Genomic DNA, 16,484 nt, shown 5'->3' on the forward strand with positions numbered 1-16,484 from the left:
ATTGGTTAACAATCGCACTATCTGTTCTTAATCAACTTGATCACCTCCTTATAAGAAGCACCGATTGGTATTTCCATACCGCCTAATAAAACAATATCTTTTGAAGTAAAAGAAGTTATTTTTTCATTATTAATAATATACGAACGATGCACTCTTAAAAAATTAGCAGGTAATTTTTGTAGAAAGACACTAATCTTATCTTTGGTAATGACTGTGTCGTTTATAGTATGTATTCTTACGTAGTCCTTAATACTATCAATAAACAGAATATCATTAAACTCTATCCGAATCATTCTTTTATTGGCATTCACAAAGATGTGATCCAAGGTTTTCTTTGCTTCTGATGATTCCCCAGAACTATGTTGCATTGCTGCGGTTAGGGTCTTGTATTTGTTAATTGCTTTATAAAACCGGATAAAAGAGATAGGCTTTAATAAATAATCTATGATATCCAGTTCGTACCCTTCTAACGCATATTCTCTATAAGCAGTGGTTAAGATCACTTTGGGTTGTATTGTTGTATTTTTTATAAAATCAATCCCGGTAACTACAGGCATTTGAATATCCAAAAACAAAAGATCAATAGTATTGTTTTGAAGAAAATCTGCAGCATGTATGGGGTTGTCAAATGAAGATACAAGCTCTAATTCAGGAACTTTCTTGATGTGCTTTTCAAGTACCTTAATTGCTAAGGGTTCATCATCTATGACTATACATTTTATTGCCATATCAATGTAAATTAATCGTTAATACTATCTGAAAATCGTTGTCTGTTTGGGTACTTTTCAAATCATAGTTGTTGATATAATTGAGCTCTAATTGTCGTTTAGAATTAGAAAAACCAATTCCAGAATTTGATTCATTTTCAGTATCGTCTTCTTCACCAGGAGGTAAGGTATTAAAAACCTTAAAACACAATTGTTCCTGGTTGGTGGTTAATTCAATAGTTATTGTTGAATCCTCCAACGTATTGCTTGCTCCATGTTTAAAAGCATTTTCTACAAAGGATATCAATATTAAAGGTGCAATCATCACATGAGGATCATGAAGCTGATGTGTAAATTGTAAAGTTAATTTATCGCCATAACGTAACGATTCTAAATCTATATAATCCTGTATAAAAGTAATCTCATTTTTTAGTGGAACCTCAGGATCTTTACACTGATAAAGCATATAATCTAACATATCGGATAACTTTAAAACAACTTCAGATGATTTTTCAGCAGATTCTTCTAGGGTTAATGAATACAGGTTATTAAGTGTGTTGAACAAAAAATGTGGATTTATTTGAGCTTTTAAAAACTTCAGCTCTGTATTCACTTTTTCTTTCTGTAAAACTTCGAGTTGATGACGTTCTTCAAAACGATCTTTAAATGCTTTAATCATAAACATTAAAAAAACAAATACATAGACAGAAGGGAAATACACTACAGCCAGGTGAAATGGATCTGATATTATTTCTATCAAACTTTTCTCTTCAAAGTATTTGGGAGCAAAAAGTTTGGTAAGGTTCATACTTAAAAGCTTTGAAAGTACTAAAAGCATATAAGTAGATATCAACAAAGAGAATCCAAACCTGAGATATTTTTTTTTAAATAAAAGTTTCGGTACCTGATAATAAACCAAAAAATAACTTGCCGATAATTGAGCAGGTAAATAAGCAAAAGAACTCATCACAGTTTTTTTTACACTTCCTTCATTTAATGCGGCCAATATTGGTAAACTTATGAATACCAATACCCAAAAAATAAGGTGTGAAACAACTCTGTTTTGAAGGATCCAATCGATCCAGTTCTTCCTTTTTACCATAGTCCATAAATATATAAAATATGAATTCAGAATCCTTTTAAAAAAGACAGATCTTAAGAATCTAATGCCCAAACTGGGTTTGCTACGGAGTTAACACATTTTCTGTTACTAACAGGTTTATTTCTGCTAGAAGATACGGTTCATCTATTTTACAATATTTCAATTATCACTTTCGATATGTTTGTTTAAAACTGGTACAGGATTAGAGGGATTAGTGAGTTATTTACCTCTTCTAATGAACCACAAATAATAAACTAATAAATATGAAATACATAACATCACTAATTTGTTTTATTCTTCTATTAATAACAAATAGTAGCTTTGCTCAACAAAGTAAAAACCTTACGCCAGAGGCTACAGGCGCCGAGGTCGAACTCTCATTTTGGGATTTACCCTATCTCAAAGAAGCCTTTATCGACGCAACTCCAACTGATAGAAAAGATGGTACTCTCGTTGGTGAATTGGGCGTTGATGGTGGCAATAAAACGATGGTTCTAAAACTGGCGCAAGAGATAGCCGATAAAAAGCATGGTCTCTACGATGGCTTGCTAATTGCCCACAAGGGCAAGCTCCTCTTTGAATCCTATTATTTACGTGGTCGCGTCAACCTGCTTCACCAACAAGCGTCAGCAACTAAAACTTACACTGGTTTGGTGCTTGGTCGTGCTATTCAGCTGGGATATCTCACCATGGCCGATTTAGACAAGCCTTTAGTCAGTTTTCTCAAGGACTTAGATCCATCAAAATTTGTTAAGGGTATAGAAAAGATCACCCTACACCAAGCGTTGACCATGCGTGGAGGACTTAGCATCAATAGTGATAAATGGAAAGAGCTAAGGAAAACCCCAGCAGCCTTAAAAGGTCAAGGCCTAGTTCAGACTCTTTTTGAGCATAGCGAACCTATTACTTCAGAATCTCAAAGTTTTGTATATGGTAATTTTAATCCAGATCTGGTAATGCAAGTTATTGAAGCCGTCGTACCGGGAACGGCCAAAGACTTTATAAAAAATGAACTTTTTAACAAAATCGGAATCGCCAAATACCGTTGGCAAACTAACGTTGATGGTTTACCAGCTGCTGGCGGCCCATCGTACTTGACATCGCGGGATATGCTCAAGTTGGGCGCATTGGTCATCAATAAAGGTAAATGGGATGGCAAACAACTTATTTCCAGAAAGTTTTTAGATGATGCCACTAGCAAAATAACTAAAGCCACAGAAAATTGGCATCCAGACAACTTTAATTATGGCTATTTCTTTTATCAAACGGATATCACAATTGGAGATAAGAATTATGAAACTAATATCGCTTGGGGTGGTGGTGGACAGCACCTTATAACAGTTGAAGAGCTTGATCTAATTGTTGCAATTACCGGTCACGATGAGGAAGATACTATTTTTACTCAAGTCTCAAAGAACATCTTACCAGCATTTATTAAATAAGGAACAATTATGAAAAAAACGTATTTTATTTTGACACTAGTATTGACTCTGTTTTTAAATGCTTGCAATACAAAAAAATATAACTCAAAAGATAATGATTCAATGCCTATAGAAAGTCCTTATTTTGGACAAAAGCCACCAGGTCTAACTCCTGAAGTTTTTGCACCTGGAATTGTTTCTGTAGAAGGAAGGTATGAATTCGGAGTTTCTTTTTCTCCTAAGATGGATGAAATGTATTTTTCACCTACTGTAGAAGGTCATTCAATTGTGCATTTCTCAAAATTGAAAAATGGAAAATGGACAATACCTAAAAAAGCAAATTTTACAAAAGGAAGAGTACGCGATGAGTTCAGTGCAACTGTGAGTCTTAATGGAGAAAGGATTTATTTTACTACATACGATTCTATATATCCTCTTAAAATGTGGTATGTGAATCGTGATGAGGATTCCTGGAGCGAGGCAAAACTACTTGACTCGCAAATCAATAATGAGCAGGTTATTAACCTAAATGATGCGAAAAACGGAGATCTTTATTATATGAAATCGACAAATAGGAAGCAGATAATGTATTATGCACCTATCGATAATGGCAAATTTCCGGTAGGACGCAAAGTTGGGATTGACTATGGTACACATGGATTTATTTCTCCATCTCAGGATTTTTTAATGGTAGTGGCTAATAAAGAAAATGATCCATCAAAAGATAAAGATATTCATGTCTGTTTCAAGCAAAAGGATGGAACATGGACCCAACCAATTAATCTCGGAAACCCGGTAAATACTCATTACAGAGAAGGGAGTCCAACCATCTCTCCAGATGGTAAATATTTATTTTTCAATAGATATGATGAAGAAAGTGGGAATCCTAACATTTATTGGGTTAGAGCAGATGTTATTAATAAAGTAAAACCTGCAGACTTATAGTTGTGATAGTAGTACAGTAGTTTTTGAAAATCAACATTATTAATCATTAAAAAAATGTAAACAATGAAAAAAGCGTATTTTATTTCAATACTTATATCGACACTATTTTTATATGCTTGCAATATCAAAAAACATAATTCAAAAGATACTAATTCACCAACTGTAATAACTACCTATCTTGATCAAAAACCACCTGGCTTAACTCCTGAACCTTTTGCTCCAGGTATAGTTACGACTGGGCATTGGGAATACGGTGGTGTCTTTACACCTGACCAGAAAGAGTTTTATTTTATTAGAGAAGTTGAGGAAAGTAAAAAACAAGAGTTTGTTGTTTTTAAATATATAAAAAATAAATGGCGAGAGTCTGTCATATCACCTAGAGTGGGACAACCATTTATTTCTCCCGATGGCGAAACCATGCATCTGGGTAGACGATATAAAGAACGTAAAGAGACTGGTGAATGGTCAGAGATAAAAAAACTAGACTCCTCTTTTCAAAAGATACGGATCATGCGCCTTACGGCTTCATCAAAAGGAACCTATGTTTTTGACGAAGTTGGTATGCCAGATGGTGATGGTATTATTCGCTATTCACGATTAATAGATGGTAAACGAGAAGAACCAAGAGATTTTGGCAAAGAAATTAACACTGGAAAAATGAATGCTCACCCTTTTATTGCACCCGATGAGTCCTATATTCTTTGGGACGGTGAAAGAGAAAGTGGATATGGTAATTCTGACATTTACATCAGTTTTAAACAGCAAGATGGTTCTTGGGGTGAGGCTATCAACTTAGGAGATAAGATAAACACCGATGCCTGGGAAGCAGCAGCAACTGTTACACCAGATGGTAAGTATCTATTCTTCAATAGGAATATAGGGTCTGATGATTACGAAAATGTAGATATATTTTGGGTGGATGCTCGTATTATTGAAACACTTCGCCCTAAAAACTAGGACAGTTGTTTTAAAACCACTTGGCTTTTATCTCTTTGTACTTAGTTCGACCGATAGGAATTAATTCACCATTTTTAAGTTCTGCCATATATTTGCTGCCAGATTCTACAATAATTTCGCTAATCTCAGACATTTTCATTAAATATGATTTGTGGATACGTTCAAAAGAAGAAGATAATAGTTGTTCCAGCTTTTCCAAAGATTTATCGTGTAATTCTTTTTTACCATCTGTGAGAAAAAGTTCGGTATACGTACCGGCTCCTTTGATATAAACTACATCTTCAATAGGTATAAGATGCACTTTGTGTCTTTTTTTAACGGCTAAAAATTTAACGGTATTTGTTTTAATTTTTTCCTTGGTGATGGCTCGTTGCAGAGCTTGTGCTAACCGATCTCTATTAAAAGGTTTAGGTACAAAATCTAATACTCCATATTCAAAAGCAGTAATTGCCTGATCCTTATAGGCAGAAATAATGATCGTATGAAATGATTTTGAAACCGCTGTTGTAAGGAGATCAAAACCACTTTCTCCGTTAAGATTTAAATCCAGGAGTACAAGATCTAAGGTATTGTTTTCAATATATTTCAATGCCTCTTGCAGTGTATTAATACGTTTTATGGATTGTAAGTCATTACCAAAAATATCACGAGTCATTCGTTCGATTCTTTTGGCGATTCTTGATTCGTCCTCAACTATTAAAATATGCATCTCTTTACGAATAAATTTTTATGGTGTTTTTCCAACCATGATCCGTTGGTTCTGAGGAAAACTCCCATTGTTCTTGATAACTTTCGGTTAATCGGGCTTTGACATACTTTAGACCTGTACCATCTTCTTTCTTTTTTTTTCTTTCTGTAATTACCTTCGCATAGGTTAAAAATGTATAGGATTTGTAATCATTATTTGATTCAAAAATTAACTTAAAATCGATGCTATTATTTTCCCGTGGTAGGCTGTGGGTAATTCCGTTTTCTAATAAGGTATGTAGAATCCCAGGTGGTACTGTTTCTTCAAAACTAATACCTTCATCTTGCCAGGAATAGTCAATTTCTTTTCGGTATTCCATAATCTCCAGATGTGTACGACAAAGTGCTATTTCCTGAGTAATAGGTATCAATGTTTTATTCTCTATCTGGTTAAAAAGATCAAATTCTTTGGCTAACGCCTCAATAAATAAAACTCCTTTCTTTGGCGTCTCTTCTATCCAATCTATCAATGAAGTCAACGTATTCATCAAAAAATGCGGTTGAATATTCTTTTTGAGTAACTCCAGGCGCAGACGTGTAGATTGAACGAGAGAAGTTTCATAAGCGAGTCGTTGTTCTTTGATTCTGAGGGAAAGCAAATAAAACATTCCAAGTAGGATGATGCTAAAACCTATAAAAATACCAACTTGAAAAGAAATGATAAAATTTATTAGTAGCGATAGAAGTAAGGTAAGCATCACCAGGAGAGCGCCTTTCATTTTTTTATATATACCAAAAACAGCGATTCCAAAAGAAAACACCCACATACTTAAAGCCATGTTACGAGTGGTGAAATCAAGAAAATTATGTTTGATGAAGAAAGTGAACAATAAAATTCCGGCGTAAACAATCAGGAGAATTTTTCGTTTAGGAAAAGGGAATTGTTTAGAGAAATAAAGTGGAATCAAAAAAGAGATTCCAAACATCAAAGCAGCTTTGGTTTCTAAACGTATATGATGATATGCATAATGGATAGGAACATAGGTTGTGATGAACTCCGCCAGGTTTAAGACAAAAAAGAGAAAACAACTAATACTAAAAATAAGCATGGGATACTCTTTTTTATTCCCTAGAAATAAAAAAAGAAAGTAAATCGAAGCGATTAGAAAAGCACCGGCAAAAATGTGCATATAAGAAGTCTCGATGAGCCTCTCTGTTAGTAAATCATCGTAATTAGCGATATCTACTCTCATACCGACATGATCAGGAAAATAATAAAGACTCGATCTTAAGGCTAACATATGTTCACCTACTTCAGTCAGGTGAGCAGGAATGATAAATGTAGCCAACATTTCACCTTCCGGGCTGAGCGTTGCTTCCTGTCCGGGATTCCCATTTTTTCCAATCAAAATTCCATCCCAAAAGACTTCATACTCCCCATAAATATAAGGTCGAATTGCGTATGGATGCAACGGTTTTGGTGCTTTTAAAATGTCAATTGGAGTTCGGGTCCAATATACCTCTCCAGACTCTAATATTGCCTTTTTTTCATCCCAATCTTCATCGTTCCAGTCTTTAGCAGCCCATTCTGGTTGATCACCTATTCGAGATAGCGTCTGATATTCTATAAATACAGGATTTTGAGAACAAGCAGATACCAATAGCATAGTACCTATCAAAAGAAAATAGGAGAGTGATCTCAAATTCATTTTAAACGGTTTTACCGATGCAAGATAATCATTATAAGATGCCTTCTTAGAGTAGTTCATTAAGATATAGAGCAGTTGACAAAATATAGATTAAATAAATAAGATAAAAAAACATCCTTTGTAAGAGTGAAAGCTAAAATGATCCTTGTTCTAGAAGGTTAAAAATAGCTAAATAAACAGTTAATAAGAGCTGATAATTCAATCGTTTAATTATGAAATTTATAAATATGAAAGATATTATCCCAATACTATTAATCATAATCTTTTTTCAATCATGTACATCGCAATCATCAAATACAGATATTAACATTGATTTAGTAAAAAAGGTAGAAACGGGGCTCACAACTAGGGTTCACATAGAGGGTGATTCTACATGGTCTATAGAAGAACGTATGAAACACTATGGAATTCCGGGTGTTAGCATTGCTGTAATAAATAATGGTGAAATTGCGTGGGCAAAAGGTTATGGTGTCGTAGATAAAGAAAGTAAAACCCCTGTGACAAAACAAACTCTATTCCAGGCAGCAGCAACTACTATGCCGGTAACAGCTTACGGTGCATTACGTCTTGTAGAACAACATAAACTAAACTTAGATGAAAATATTAATAGTTACTTAAAATCCTGGAAAGTACCAGAAAACGAATTTACAAAGGAAAATAAAGTCACTATAAAAAATCTTTTAAATCATTCTGCAGGAATATATCCTCGTGGAACAGGATCATATAGCATAGATGACAAAATCCCAACACTCGTAGAGATTCTAAATGGAACTTATCCAGCTATTAACGAACCAATTACTACAAATAAAGAACCTGGTGAAAGTGTTCGTTTTGCCTACGCTAGCTATGTACCCATTCAACAAATGATGCTAGATGTTGATGGTAGAACATTTCCGGAGATTATGAATGAATTAGTGCTGGAACCTTTAGAAATGAATAATAGTACGTTTAATCAATCACTAACTCCAGAGCAATTAACAAAGGTAGCTACAGGTTATTTAAAAGATGGCTCTATGGTAAAAGGTAGAAAAAATATTTATCCATCAATGGCTTCAGGTGGATTATGGACAACCGCTGAGGACTATGCAAAATTTATAACCAATGTACAGCAAACCTTAAATGGTAAGCCTACTCAAGGATTATCAAAAGATCTAACAAAATTAATGGGTACGCCTTATGGGGTGAGTAATCCTGGTTGGTCATTTACATTGGGCTTAGGGTTTCAGCTTATTAATAAAAACAATGATATCTATTTAAGACATCACGGATGGAATACAGGTTTCTACGCTGAGATCATGGCTCATAGAGACAAAGGGTATGGTGTGGTTGTGATGACCAATTCTACGTTTCCAGAATTTAATGCAGAGGTGATGCGCTCAGTAGCCCAAGCGTATCATTGGGATAATTACCTTCCGATACATAAAAAAATGAACATTGAACAGTCTATAACCGATAAAATTACGGGTAGATATAAATCCAATAATACAATTCTAGAGGTTTTTGAAAAAGGTAATCAACTATTTACAAAAGATATACTTGATGTAGATGCTGATGAATTGATCAAAGTTTCGGATAACCTTTTTGTGAGAAGAAATTCCAGTCGATTCATTCAATTCAAACCAGATGCACAAAATGGATTGACCAATATGCTTTATACGAATAGAAATGATGGAGCCATAACTTCAACATTTGCCAGAGTGGATAGCGATATAAAAGATCCTGTAGAATTCCTTCTTGAAGGTGATTTTGAAAAAGCGCTAAGTACTTATAAAGCATTAAAAGAACAGAATCCTTCTCACCCTGCAGTTACCGAAGACTACTTAAATGATGTCGGATATGGTTTTTATCATGATCATCGAATGAAATTAGCATTAAACACTTTCAAACTAAATACGATACTCTATCCAAATAGTTTCAGGGTGTATGATAGTTATGCAGAAGCTTGTAAGAAAGCGGGAGAAACAGATCTGGCAATTTTAAATTACACTAAATCCCTTGAATTAAATCCTGAAAACAACCGTGCTAGACAACGGCTTAAAGAACTGCAAAAAAGTGAATAAAATGAACAAGTTATTTCTTTTAGTACTCAGTATTCTTGTAAGTTGTCGAGACAGGGAAACATCAAATATTACTTTGCTTGATAATCAAATCCCGACGGTGGTTCCAACGATTTTTGCTCCTAACATTATTTCAACTGAAAGTTATAATGAAGGTTCGATTATTTTCAACCAAGAAATGAATGAATTGTTTTTTAATCGAAGAAAGCCACAAGAGAGTCATAACATTTATACGATGAAGTTAGTGGAAGGCAAATGGTCAGAACCAAAATTAGCTTCATTTTCTGCTAGTGTAGAACATTTAGAATTACATCCACGACTGAATCAAAATGGTGATCGATTATATTTTGGAAGCAGGAGACCCTTAAATGATTCCACTGAATCGACAGCGTTTCGTCAATGGCATGTTGAGAAACATAATGGTATATGGGGATCACCTAAGCTTCTATTACCAAAACTTTTTGAGAATGAATGGATTATGTGCGTTACGCCTGCTAGAAATAGTAATCTGTATTTTACCTCTAAAGAAAAAGAAGATAAATTGGAAGATGAGGCTAACTATTACTCTATAAATACGAATGGGAGCTATGACGCTATCATACGTATGAATGAGACAGTTAACTTCTCCGCAAAGTGGAGAGCCCACCCATATATTGCTCCGGACGAAAGCTATATCATTTTCGATGCCGAAACAACCGATATACCTGAAAATGGGGATTTATATATCAGTTTTAACAATAATGGGACTTGGAGTAAAGCTCGTAGCCTGGGACCAGAAATAAATACAGAAATGAGTGAAACAACAGCAACGGTTTCACCAGATGGTAAATATTTATTTTTTAATAGAGGAGAAGAAAAGAAAGGAGAAGATGGAATTACTTATTGGGAATCGGACATCTATTGGGTAGATTTTAATCAGTTAAAAAAGGAATTACAAAAAAATGAATAAAACGAACTTCAAATTGTTGTATAAGTTTTATTAACAGGTATTTATAAAAAACATAAATGATGAAAAACAAATTGATTTTTCTATTTTTAATGCTACTTACGACCATAAGTTATGGCTTTGCCCAACAAAGTGATAGCCATGCACCAGAGGCTACAACTACTGAAGCCAAGCTCTCATTTAGAGATATTCCTGTTCTCAAAGAACCCTTTATTAATGCAGCACCAACTGATAGAAAAGATGGTATTTCTGTTGGTAAACTAGGTGTAGATAGCGGTAATAAAGCTATGATTCTTACCTTCGCTAAGGATATTGCTAATGGTAAATACGGTAACTTTGACAGTTTTCTTATTGCTCAAAAAGGCAAACTGATTTTTGAATCATATTATAGGCGTGGTCGTATAAACCTGCCTCATCCACAAGCTTCAGCTACCAAAACCTACACGAGTATGGCATTGGGTCGTGCTATTCAATTGGGATATCTGACCATGGCTGACTTAGACAAGCCGATAGTCAGTTTTCTCAAAGACCTAGACCCAACCAAATTTGTTGAAGGTGTAGAAAAAATCACGCTACATCAAGCATTGACGATGCGTTCTGGTATCGACATAAGTGAAGATAAAAGAAAAGAACTTGAGGAAAATACCAACCTTTTAAAAGGTCAAAAGCATATTCAAGTATTTCTTGAAAATACTGCACCTATAACTACTGTTTCTCAAATATTTAATTATAAAGATGATCCAAGATTGGTTATGCAAGTAATTGAAGCTGTTGTGCCAGGATCCGCTGAGGATTTTATTAAAAACGAACTCCTTGACAAAATGGATATCATAAATTATAACTGGATGACAGATATAAGTGGTCTGCCAAAATCCGGAAGTCGTTCAAGTATGATATCACGTGATATGATGAAATGGGGAATATTAGCTATCAACAAAGGTAAATGGAAAGGCGAACAACTGATACCTGAGGCCTATATTGAAATTGCAACCAGTAAAATTGTAGATCAAAGTGAAGAATATGATGACGTTTCTAGTGGTGTTGCTGGTACAGCATACGGCTATTTCTGGTGGCAAGCTGATCTGTCTGTTGAAGGTAAGAGCTACCTAAGCAAAGCGGCTAGAGGTGGTAGCGGTCAAACGATTATTGTGATTGAAGAACTCGATTTGGTCGTTGTGACTACTACACATCGAGAAGTTAAGGATCCCGTATCAGTAACAGCAACAAGAGTCTTGCCAGCTTTTATTAAAAAATAGTGAGAGATCTATAAGTTTTCGACAACCAGATGGCTCCTGGGAGGAGCGTTCAATGAAAAAAATATAAATATGAGAAATATTATCTCAGTGCTATTAATTACAATTCTTTTTCAATCATGTACAGAAGAATCAAATACTGATATGACCATTGATTTAATTAAAAAGGTAGAAACAGGTCTCACAACTCGGGTACACATAGAAGGCGATTCTACCTGGTCTATAGAAGAACGAATGAAACACTATGGAATTCCAGGTGTGAGCATTGCTGTAATAAATAATGGTAAAGTTGCCTGGGCAAAAGGGTATGGTATAATGGATAAAGAAAGTGAAGTTCCTGTGACTGATAAAACACTTTTCCAAGTATCAACAATTGGTATGTCTTTAACTGCATATGGTGCATTACGTCTTGTAGATCAAAATAAAGTTACTTTAAATGAAGACATTAACAGTTATTTAAAATCTTGGAAATTACCTGATAGTGAGTTTACCAAAGAAGAGAAAGTCACGATAAAAAACCTTTTGAGTCATTCTGCCGGGATAAACGTGCACGATTTTCAAGGGTATAGTACAGATGAACCCGTACCAACACTTATAGAAGTTTTAAACGGAACTTCTCCAGCCAATTCAAATCCAGTCATGGTAGATAAAGTACTAAATGAAAATCTTTGGATTTCAGCTGGTGGCTATACCATTATTCAACAAATGATGATGGATATTGAAGGCAAAAAATTCCAAGAGCTAATGAATGAATTAGTGTTCCAACCATTAGAAATGAAGAACAGTAGGTTTAAGCAATCTCTTAACACAGAAGAATTAAAGATAGCAGCAACGGGTTATTTACGAGATGGTTCTATGGTTAAAGGTAAAAGACATACCTATCCAGAACTGGCTTCAAACGGATTATGGACAAATGCAGAGGACCTTGCGAAATTTGTAATTAACATTCAGCAAACCCTAAAAGATAATCGTAATAAAGGATTATCAAAAAATTTGACATCATTAATGCTTACACCTTCTTCGAAAAATCGTTATGGACAATATGGACTAGGCTTTTCAATTTATAATAAGAAAGATGAAGTTTATTTTGAACACCACGGATGGAGTACAGGATTTTATAGTAGAATGACGGCTCATAGAGACAATGGATATGGCGTGGTTGTATTAACCAATACTCCTCTTCCAGCTTTTGTTTTTGAAGTATTTCGTTCTGTCGCTCTTGCTTATGAGTGGGATAATTATTTCCCAGTACATAAAAAAATGGAAGTTGAACAATCTTTAGTTGATGAAATTACTGGTAGATATATTGCCAATGGCAGGATTGTAGAAGTTTTTCAAAAGGACAATCAACTGTTCTATAAAAATATACTTGACGTAAAAGCGGAAGAACTGATCAAAGTTTCAGATAGTAGTTTTGTTAGAAGAAATTCTAGTCGATTGATGCAATTCAAACCAAATTCTGAAAATGAAACAATCAATTTACTTTATATTAATAGTAATGATGGAACAATAGCTTCAACTTTTGCTAAGATGGATACTGATAAAAAGGAACCAGTAGAATTCCTTCTTGAAGGTGACTTTGACAAAGCACTTAATACATATAGAACCTTAAAAGAAAAAGATTCTATTTATCCTACGGTTACTGAGGAATATCTAAATGATCTAGGATATAGTTTTTTCCGTGAGGATAGAATGAAATTATCACAAGATGTTTTCAAAGTGAATATGATGCTCTACCCAAATAGTTTTATGGTATACGAAAGTTATGCAGAAGCCTGTGTAAAAATTGGAGAAATTGACCTTGCAATTTTAAACTACTCAAAATCACTTGAATTAAATCCTCAAAATAACCGTACCAGGCATAAAATTAAGGAATTACAAAAAAATGAATGAAACGAATTTTTATCAAATTTAATAGTGCTTTAAGGCTATAAATATAACGATTGAAGATATATCAAATATTAAAAATTATTCATCCTATTGACAGGACTACATTCATATTTTATTTAAATCGTCACCAAATATTTTAAGAATTTAAACAATGAGAAAAACGTATTCTATTTTGCTGCTTGCAGGAGCACTATTTTTAAATGCCTGCAATAGTAAAAAACAGGACTCAGAAGATAATGATTCATCAAAAATAGAAAACCTCTATTTTGGACAAAAACCACCAGGTTTAATTCCAGAAATTTTTGCTCCTGGAATTATTTCACTTAATGGAAGATATGAACATGGTATTTCGTTTTCTCCTAATTTAGATGAAGTATATTTTTCAGCTAATAACAAAGACGAAGATCCAAGTATATATTTCTCAAAACTCAAAGGATTAACATGGACAGATCCTAAAAGAACAAATTTTACTAAGGGCAAAAAAGTTGGAGAAATGCATCCATTTGTGAGTCCTAATGGTAGAATGATTCATTTTGCAGCTCACGATTCTTTTACATCTCCTCATCATAAAGAGACAGTAAAAACCTGGTATGTAGAGCGTACCGGTAATTCTTGGAGTGATGCCAAAGAATTGAATTCTCCTATAAATGATGATTTTGTTTTTTATTCGAATGAAGCAAAAAACGGAGATCTTTTTTATACAAATTTGTCAAATCGAAAAATGTACTATGCACCTAAAAAAAATAACCAATTTCCCGAAGTTCACGAAGTCGGAATTGAATTTGGTGTTCATGGGTTTATTTCACCGTCTCAAGATTATATAGTGGTAAATGCACGAAACAAAGAAGATGCTCAAAGAAAAAGTGATATTTATGTTTATTTTAAAAAGAAAGATAGTGGATGGTCAGAACCCATTAACCTTGGAAATGCCATAAATACTTCTTTTCCTGAAACATGCCCCAGCATCACTCCAGATGGTAAATATTTATTTTTTGGTAGATATAACGAAGAAGGTGGATTATCAAATTTTTATTGGGTAGACGCTCAGGTTATTGAGAACCTCAGACCCAAATAGTATATGGAAGATATTGAAAAGATCTATTTAATCTTTTTAGTAACTAGTCTAGTGGTGGATTGAAATTATAAATCGGAAACAAAAGAAAAAAGATGAAAACAACAAAGTTATTATTAATAATATATGTTATATCGTTTCATACTGTCTTTGCTCAAGAAAATATTAAAAAATCTTATTTGGAATTACCTAAAACTGAGGTGATCCCTATAAAGGATACTAAGACCAATAGACAGTATGAACTTTATGTAGAACTACCTGAAGGATATTCAGAAAATAATGACACTCAATATCCAGTGATTTACTATACTGATGCTATGTGGCATGTGGAGATATTGTCAGGATCCGCAGAATACATCATGGAAGAAGCCATTTTAGTTGGTATTTCTTGGCAGAAGGATATAAAAGAAGAATTTAAGAAAGAAGGTAAAGTTTATGTAAGTAGATTTAGAGATTACTCCGTTAGGAAATCTAGTAACGCAGAGCATCAAGCAAAATACCAATTTGGACAAGCCAATAATCATTTAGACTTTATTCGTAACGATGTAATTAAGTATATAGAGAATAATTACCGAGCTAAGCCGGATAACCGTACTTATTTTGGCTATTCACTTGGAGGTGTGTTTGGCGCATATACATTGCTAACACAACCAGATACTTTTAAAAACTATATTCTTGGAAGTCCTGCGCTTGATGGTGATATTCCCACTCTTTCTGAACTTAAGTCTCATAAAAGCATAAACGCTAATGTTTTTATTTCATATGGCTCATTAGAGAAGGAATTGAGCAAGTATGCCGAGGAGTTTATCACCTTGCTAAAAAGCAAAAACGACAAGAGTTTATTTTTGGAGCAGATAGTGATTGAGGGAAGTCATCAAACAGCTTTTCCTATGACCGGAGTACTTAGCATGCAGTGGTTATCACAAATCAATAGCCTTTATTTTGGACAGAAAACACCAGGAACCACTGCTGAAATTTTTGCTCCAAGTATTGTCAATACAGCAGAGAATCGTGAAGTTGAAGGAATGTTTGCCGCAGATATGAAAGCGTTTTATTTCATCAAAAGACCACTTGGAACAGAATCCAGGTCCAATGTATTGACTGCGGTTGAATATAAAAATAATCAATGGCAAGAATCTGTGGTCAAACGAGGAGTGAGTGAACCTTCTATTTCTCCTGATGGAAACACTATCTATTTTGCTAAAGAATATATGGAACGTACCAACACAGGTTGGTCAGAACTTAAAAGCATAGGAGAGCCTTTTGAAAATATTGATATCATGCGGCTTTCGGTATCTTCTAATGGTACGTATTACTTTGATACATTTACTCCAGAATTAGATACTCCGCTGCGATATTCACGTTTGATAAATGGTACATATGAACAACCAAAATTGCTAGGTAAACAATTTGCTATTGGTAAATATAATGCCCATCCTTTCATAGCACCAGATGAATCCTATATTATTTGGGATAGTAGGAGAGAAGCTGGATATGGATCTTCTGATCTTTATATCAGCTTTCGGGCTGATGATGGTTCATGGGGACCCGCTATTAATATGGGAGACACTATAAATACCAGTGATGCTGAAAATTATCCAAGTGTATCACCTGACGGGAAATACCTCTTCTTTGATAGACGGAAAAAATCTGAAAAAAATGAACCAATTGTAGATATCTACTGGGTATCAATGGAGGTTATACAGGCACTTAAACCTCAATAACGAACCCTATAACT

At 34.3% G+C, this 16,484-nt stretch carries 13 protein-coding genes; 9 read left to right on the top strand and 4 right to left on the bottom strand.

Annotated elements, in window-relative coordinates; translation table 11 throughout:
- Positions 1–17: 17 nt before the first annotated feature.
- Together U0D62_RS10345 and U0D62_RS10350 are read right to left on the bottom strand one after the other, a co-directional pair.
- Positions 18–728: a LytR/AlgR family response regulator transcription factor gene (locus U0D62_RS10345; protein WP_322287203.1), complete on the bottom strand. Its 711-nt coding sequence runs from the start codon at positions 726–728 to the stop codon at positions 18–20.
- A gap of 1 nt (position 729) precedes the next feature.
- On the bottom strand, positions 730–1,809 hold the full coding sequence (locus tag U0D62_RS10350) for a sensor histidine kinase (protein WP_322287204.1): 1,080 nt from the start codon (positions 1,807–1,809) through the stop codon (positions 730–732).
- Between the two features lie 263 nt (positions 1,810–2,072).
- Between U0D62_RS10350 and U0D62_RS10355 the strand changes: the two genes are divergently transcribed.
- The 3 genes from U0D62_RS10355 to U0D62_RS10365 all read left to right on the top strand — a co-directional run bounded on the left by U0D62_RS10355 (position 2,073) and on the right by U0D62_RS10365 (position 5,132).
- Positions 2,073–3,251, top strand: a complete 1,179-nt coding sequence (locus U0D62_RS10355; protein WP_322287205.1) for a serine hydrolase domain-containing protein — start codon at positions 2,073–2,075, stop codon at positions 3,249–3,251.
- Between the two features lie 9 nt (positions 3,252–3,260).
- Complete coding sequence (locus U0D62_RS10360; protein ID WP_322287206.1) at positions 3,261–4,175, top strand: hypothetical protein; 915 nt, start codon at positions 3,261–3,263, stop codon at positions 4,173–4,175.
- Between the two features lie 63 nt (positions 4,176–4,238).
- Positions 4,239–5,132, top strand: coding sequence for a TolB-like translocation protein (locus U0D62_RS10365; protein ID WP_322287207.1), 894 nt, complete (start codon positions 4,239–4,241; stop codon positions 5,130–5,132).
- Positions 5,133–5,142: 10 nt separating this feature from the next.
- Here U0D62_RS10365 and U0D62_RS10370 read toward each other — a convergent pair whose 3' ends face one another.
- Together U0D62_RS10370 and U0D62_RS10375 are read right to left on the bottom strand one after the other, a co-directional pair.
- Positions 5,143–5,841, bottom strand: coding sequence for a LytR/AlgR family response regulator transcription factor (locus U0D62_RS10370; RefSeq protein ID WP_322287208.1), 699 nt, complete (start codon positions 5,839–5,841; stop codon positions 5,143–5,145).
- 4 nt (positions 5,842–5,845) lie between these two features.
- Positions 5,846–7,528 (bottom strand): histidine kinase, encoded by a 1,683-nt coding sequence (locus U0D62_RS10375; RefSeq protein ID WP_322287209.1) that lies wholly within the window; start codon positions 7,526–7,528, stop codon positions 5,846–5,848.
- Positions 7,529–7,740: 212 nt separating this feature from the next.
- Between U0D62_RS10375 and U0D62_RS10380 the strand changes: the two genes are divergently transcribed.
- The 6 genes from U0D62_RS10380 (at position 7,741) to U0D62_RS10405 (ending at position 16,470) form a co-directional block, all read left to right on the top strand.
- Positions 7,741–9,588 (top strand): serine hydrolase, encoded by a 1,848-nt coding sequence (locus tag U0D62_RS10380; protein WP_322287210.1) that lies wholly within the window; start codon positions 7,741–7,743, stop codon positions 9,586–9,588.
- Between the two features lie 232 nt (positions 9,589–9,820).
- Positions 9,821–10,534, top strand: a complete 714-nt coding sequence (locus U0D62_RS10385; protein ID WP_322287211.1) for a TolB-like translocation protein — start codon at positions 9,821–9,823, stop codon at positions 10,532–10,534.
- A gap of 89 nt (positions 10,535–10,623) precedes the next feature.
- Positions 10,624–11,787 (top strand): serine hydrolase domain-containing protein, encoded by a 1,164-nt coding sequence (locus U0D62_RS10390; RefSeq protein WP_322287212.1) that lies wholly within the window; start codon positions 10,624–10,626, stop codon positions 11,785–11,787.
- A gap of 69 nt (positions 11,788–11,856) precedes the next feature.
- Positions 11,857–13,677, top strand: coding sequence for a serine hydrolase (locus U0D62_RS10395; RefSeq protein ID WP_322287213.1), 1,821 nt, complete (start codon positions 11,857–11,859; stop codon positions 13,675–13,677).
- A 148-nt stretch (positions 13,678–13,825) separates the two neighbouring features.
- Positions 13,826–14,749, top strand: coding sequence for a hypothetical protein (locus U0D62_RS10400; RefSeq protein WP_322287214.1), 924 nt, complete (start codon positions 13,826–13,828; stop codon positions 14,747–14,749).
- Between the two features lie 92 nt (positions 14,750–14,841).
- Positions 14,842–16,470 (top strand): alpha/beta hydrolase-fold protein, encoded by a 1,629-nt coding sequence (locus tag U0D62_RS10405; protein WP_322287215.1) that lies wholly within the window; start codon positions 14,842–14,844, stop codon positions 16,468–16,470.
- Positions 16,471–16,484: the final 14 nt, after the last annotated feature.

This window comes from Aquimarina callyspongiae, assembly GCF_034322225.1.
Lineage (GTDB): Bacteria > Bacteroidota > Bacteroidia > Flavobacteriales > Flavobacteriaceae > Aquimarina.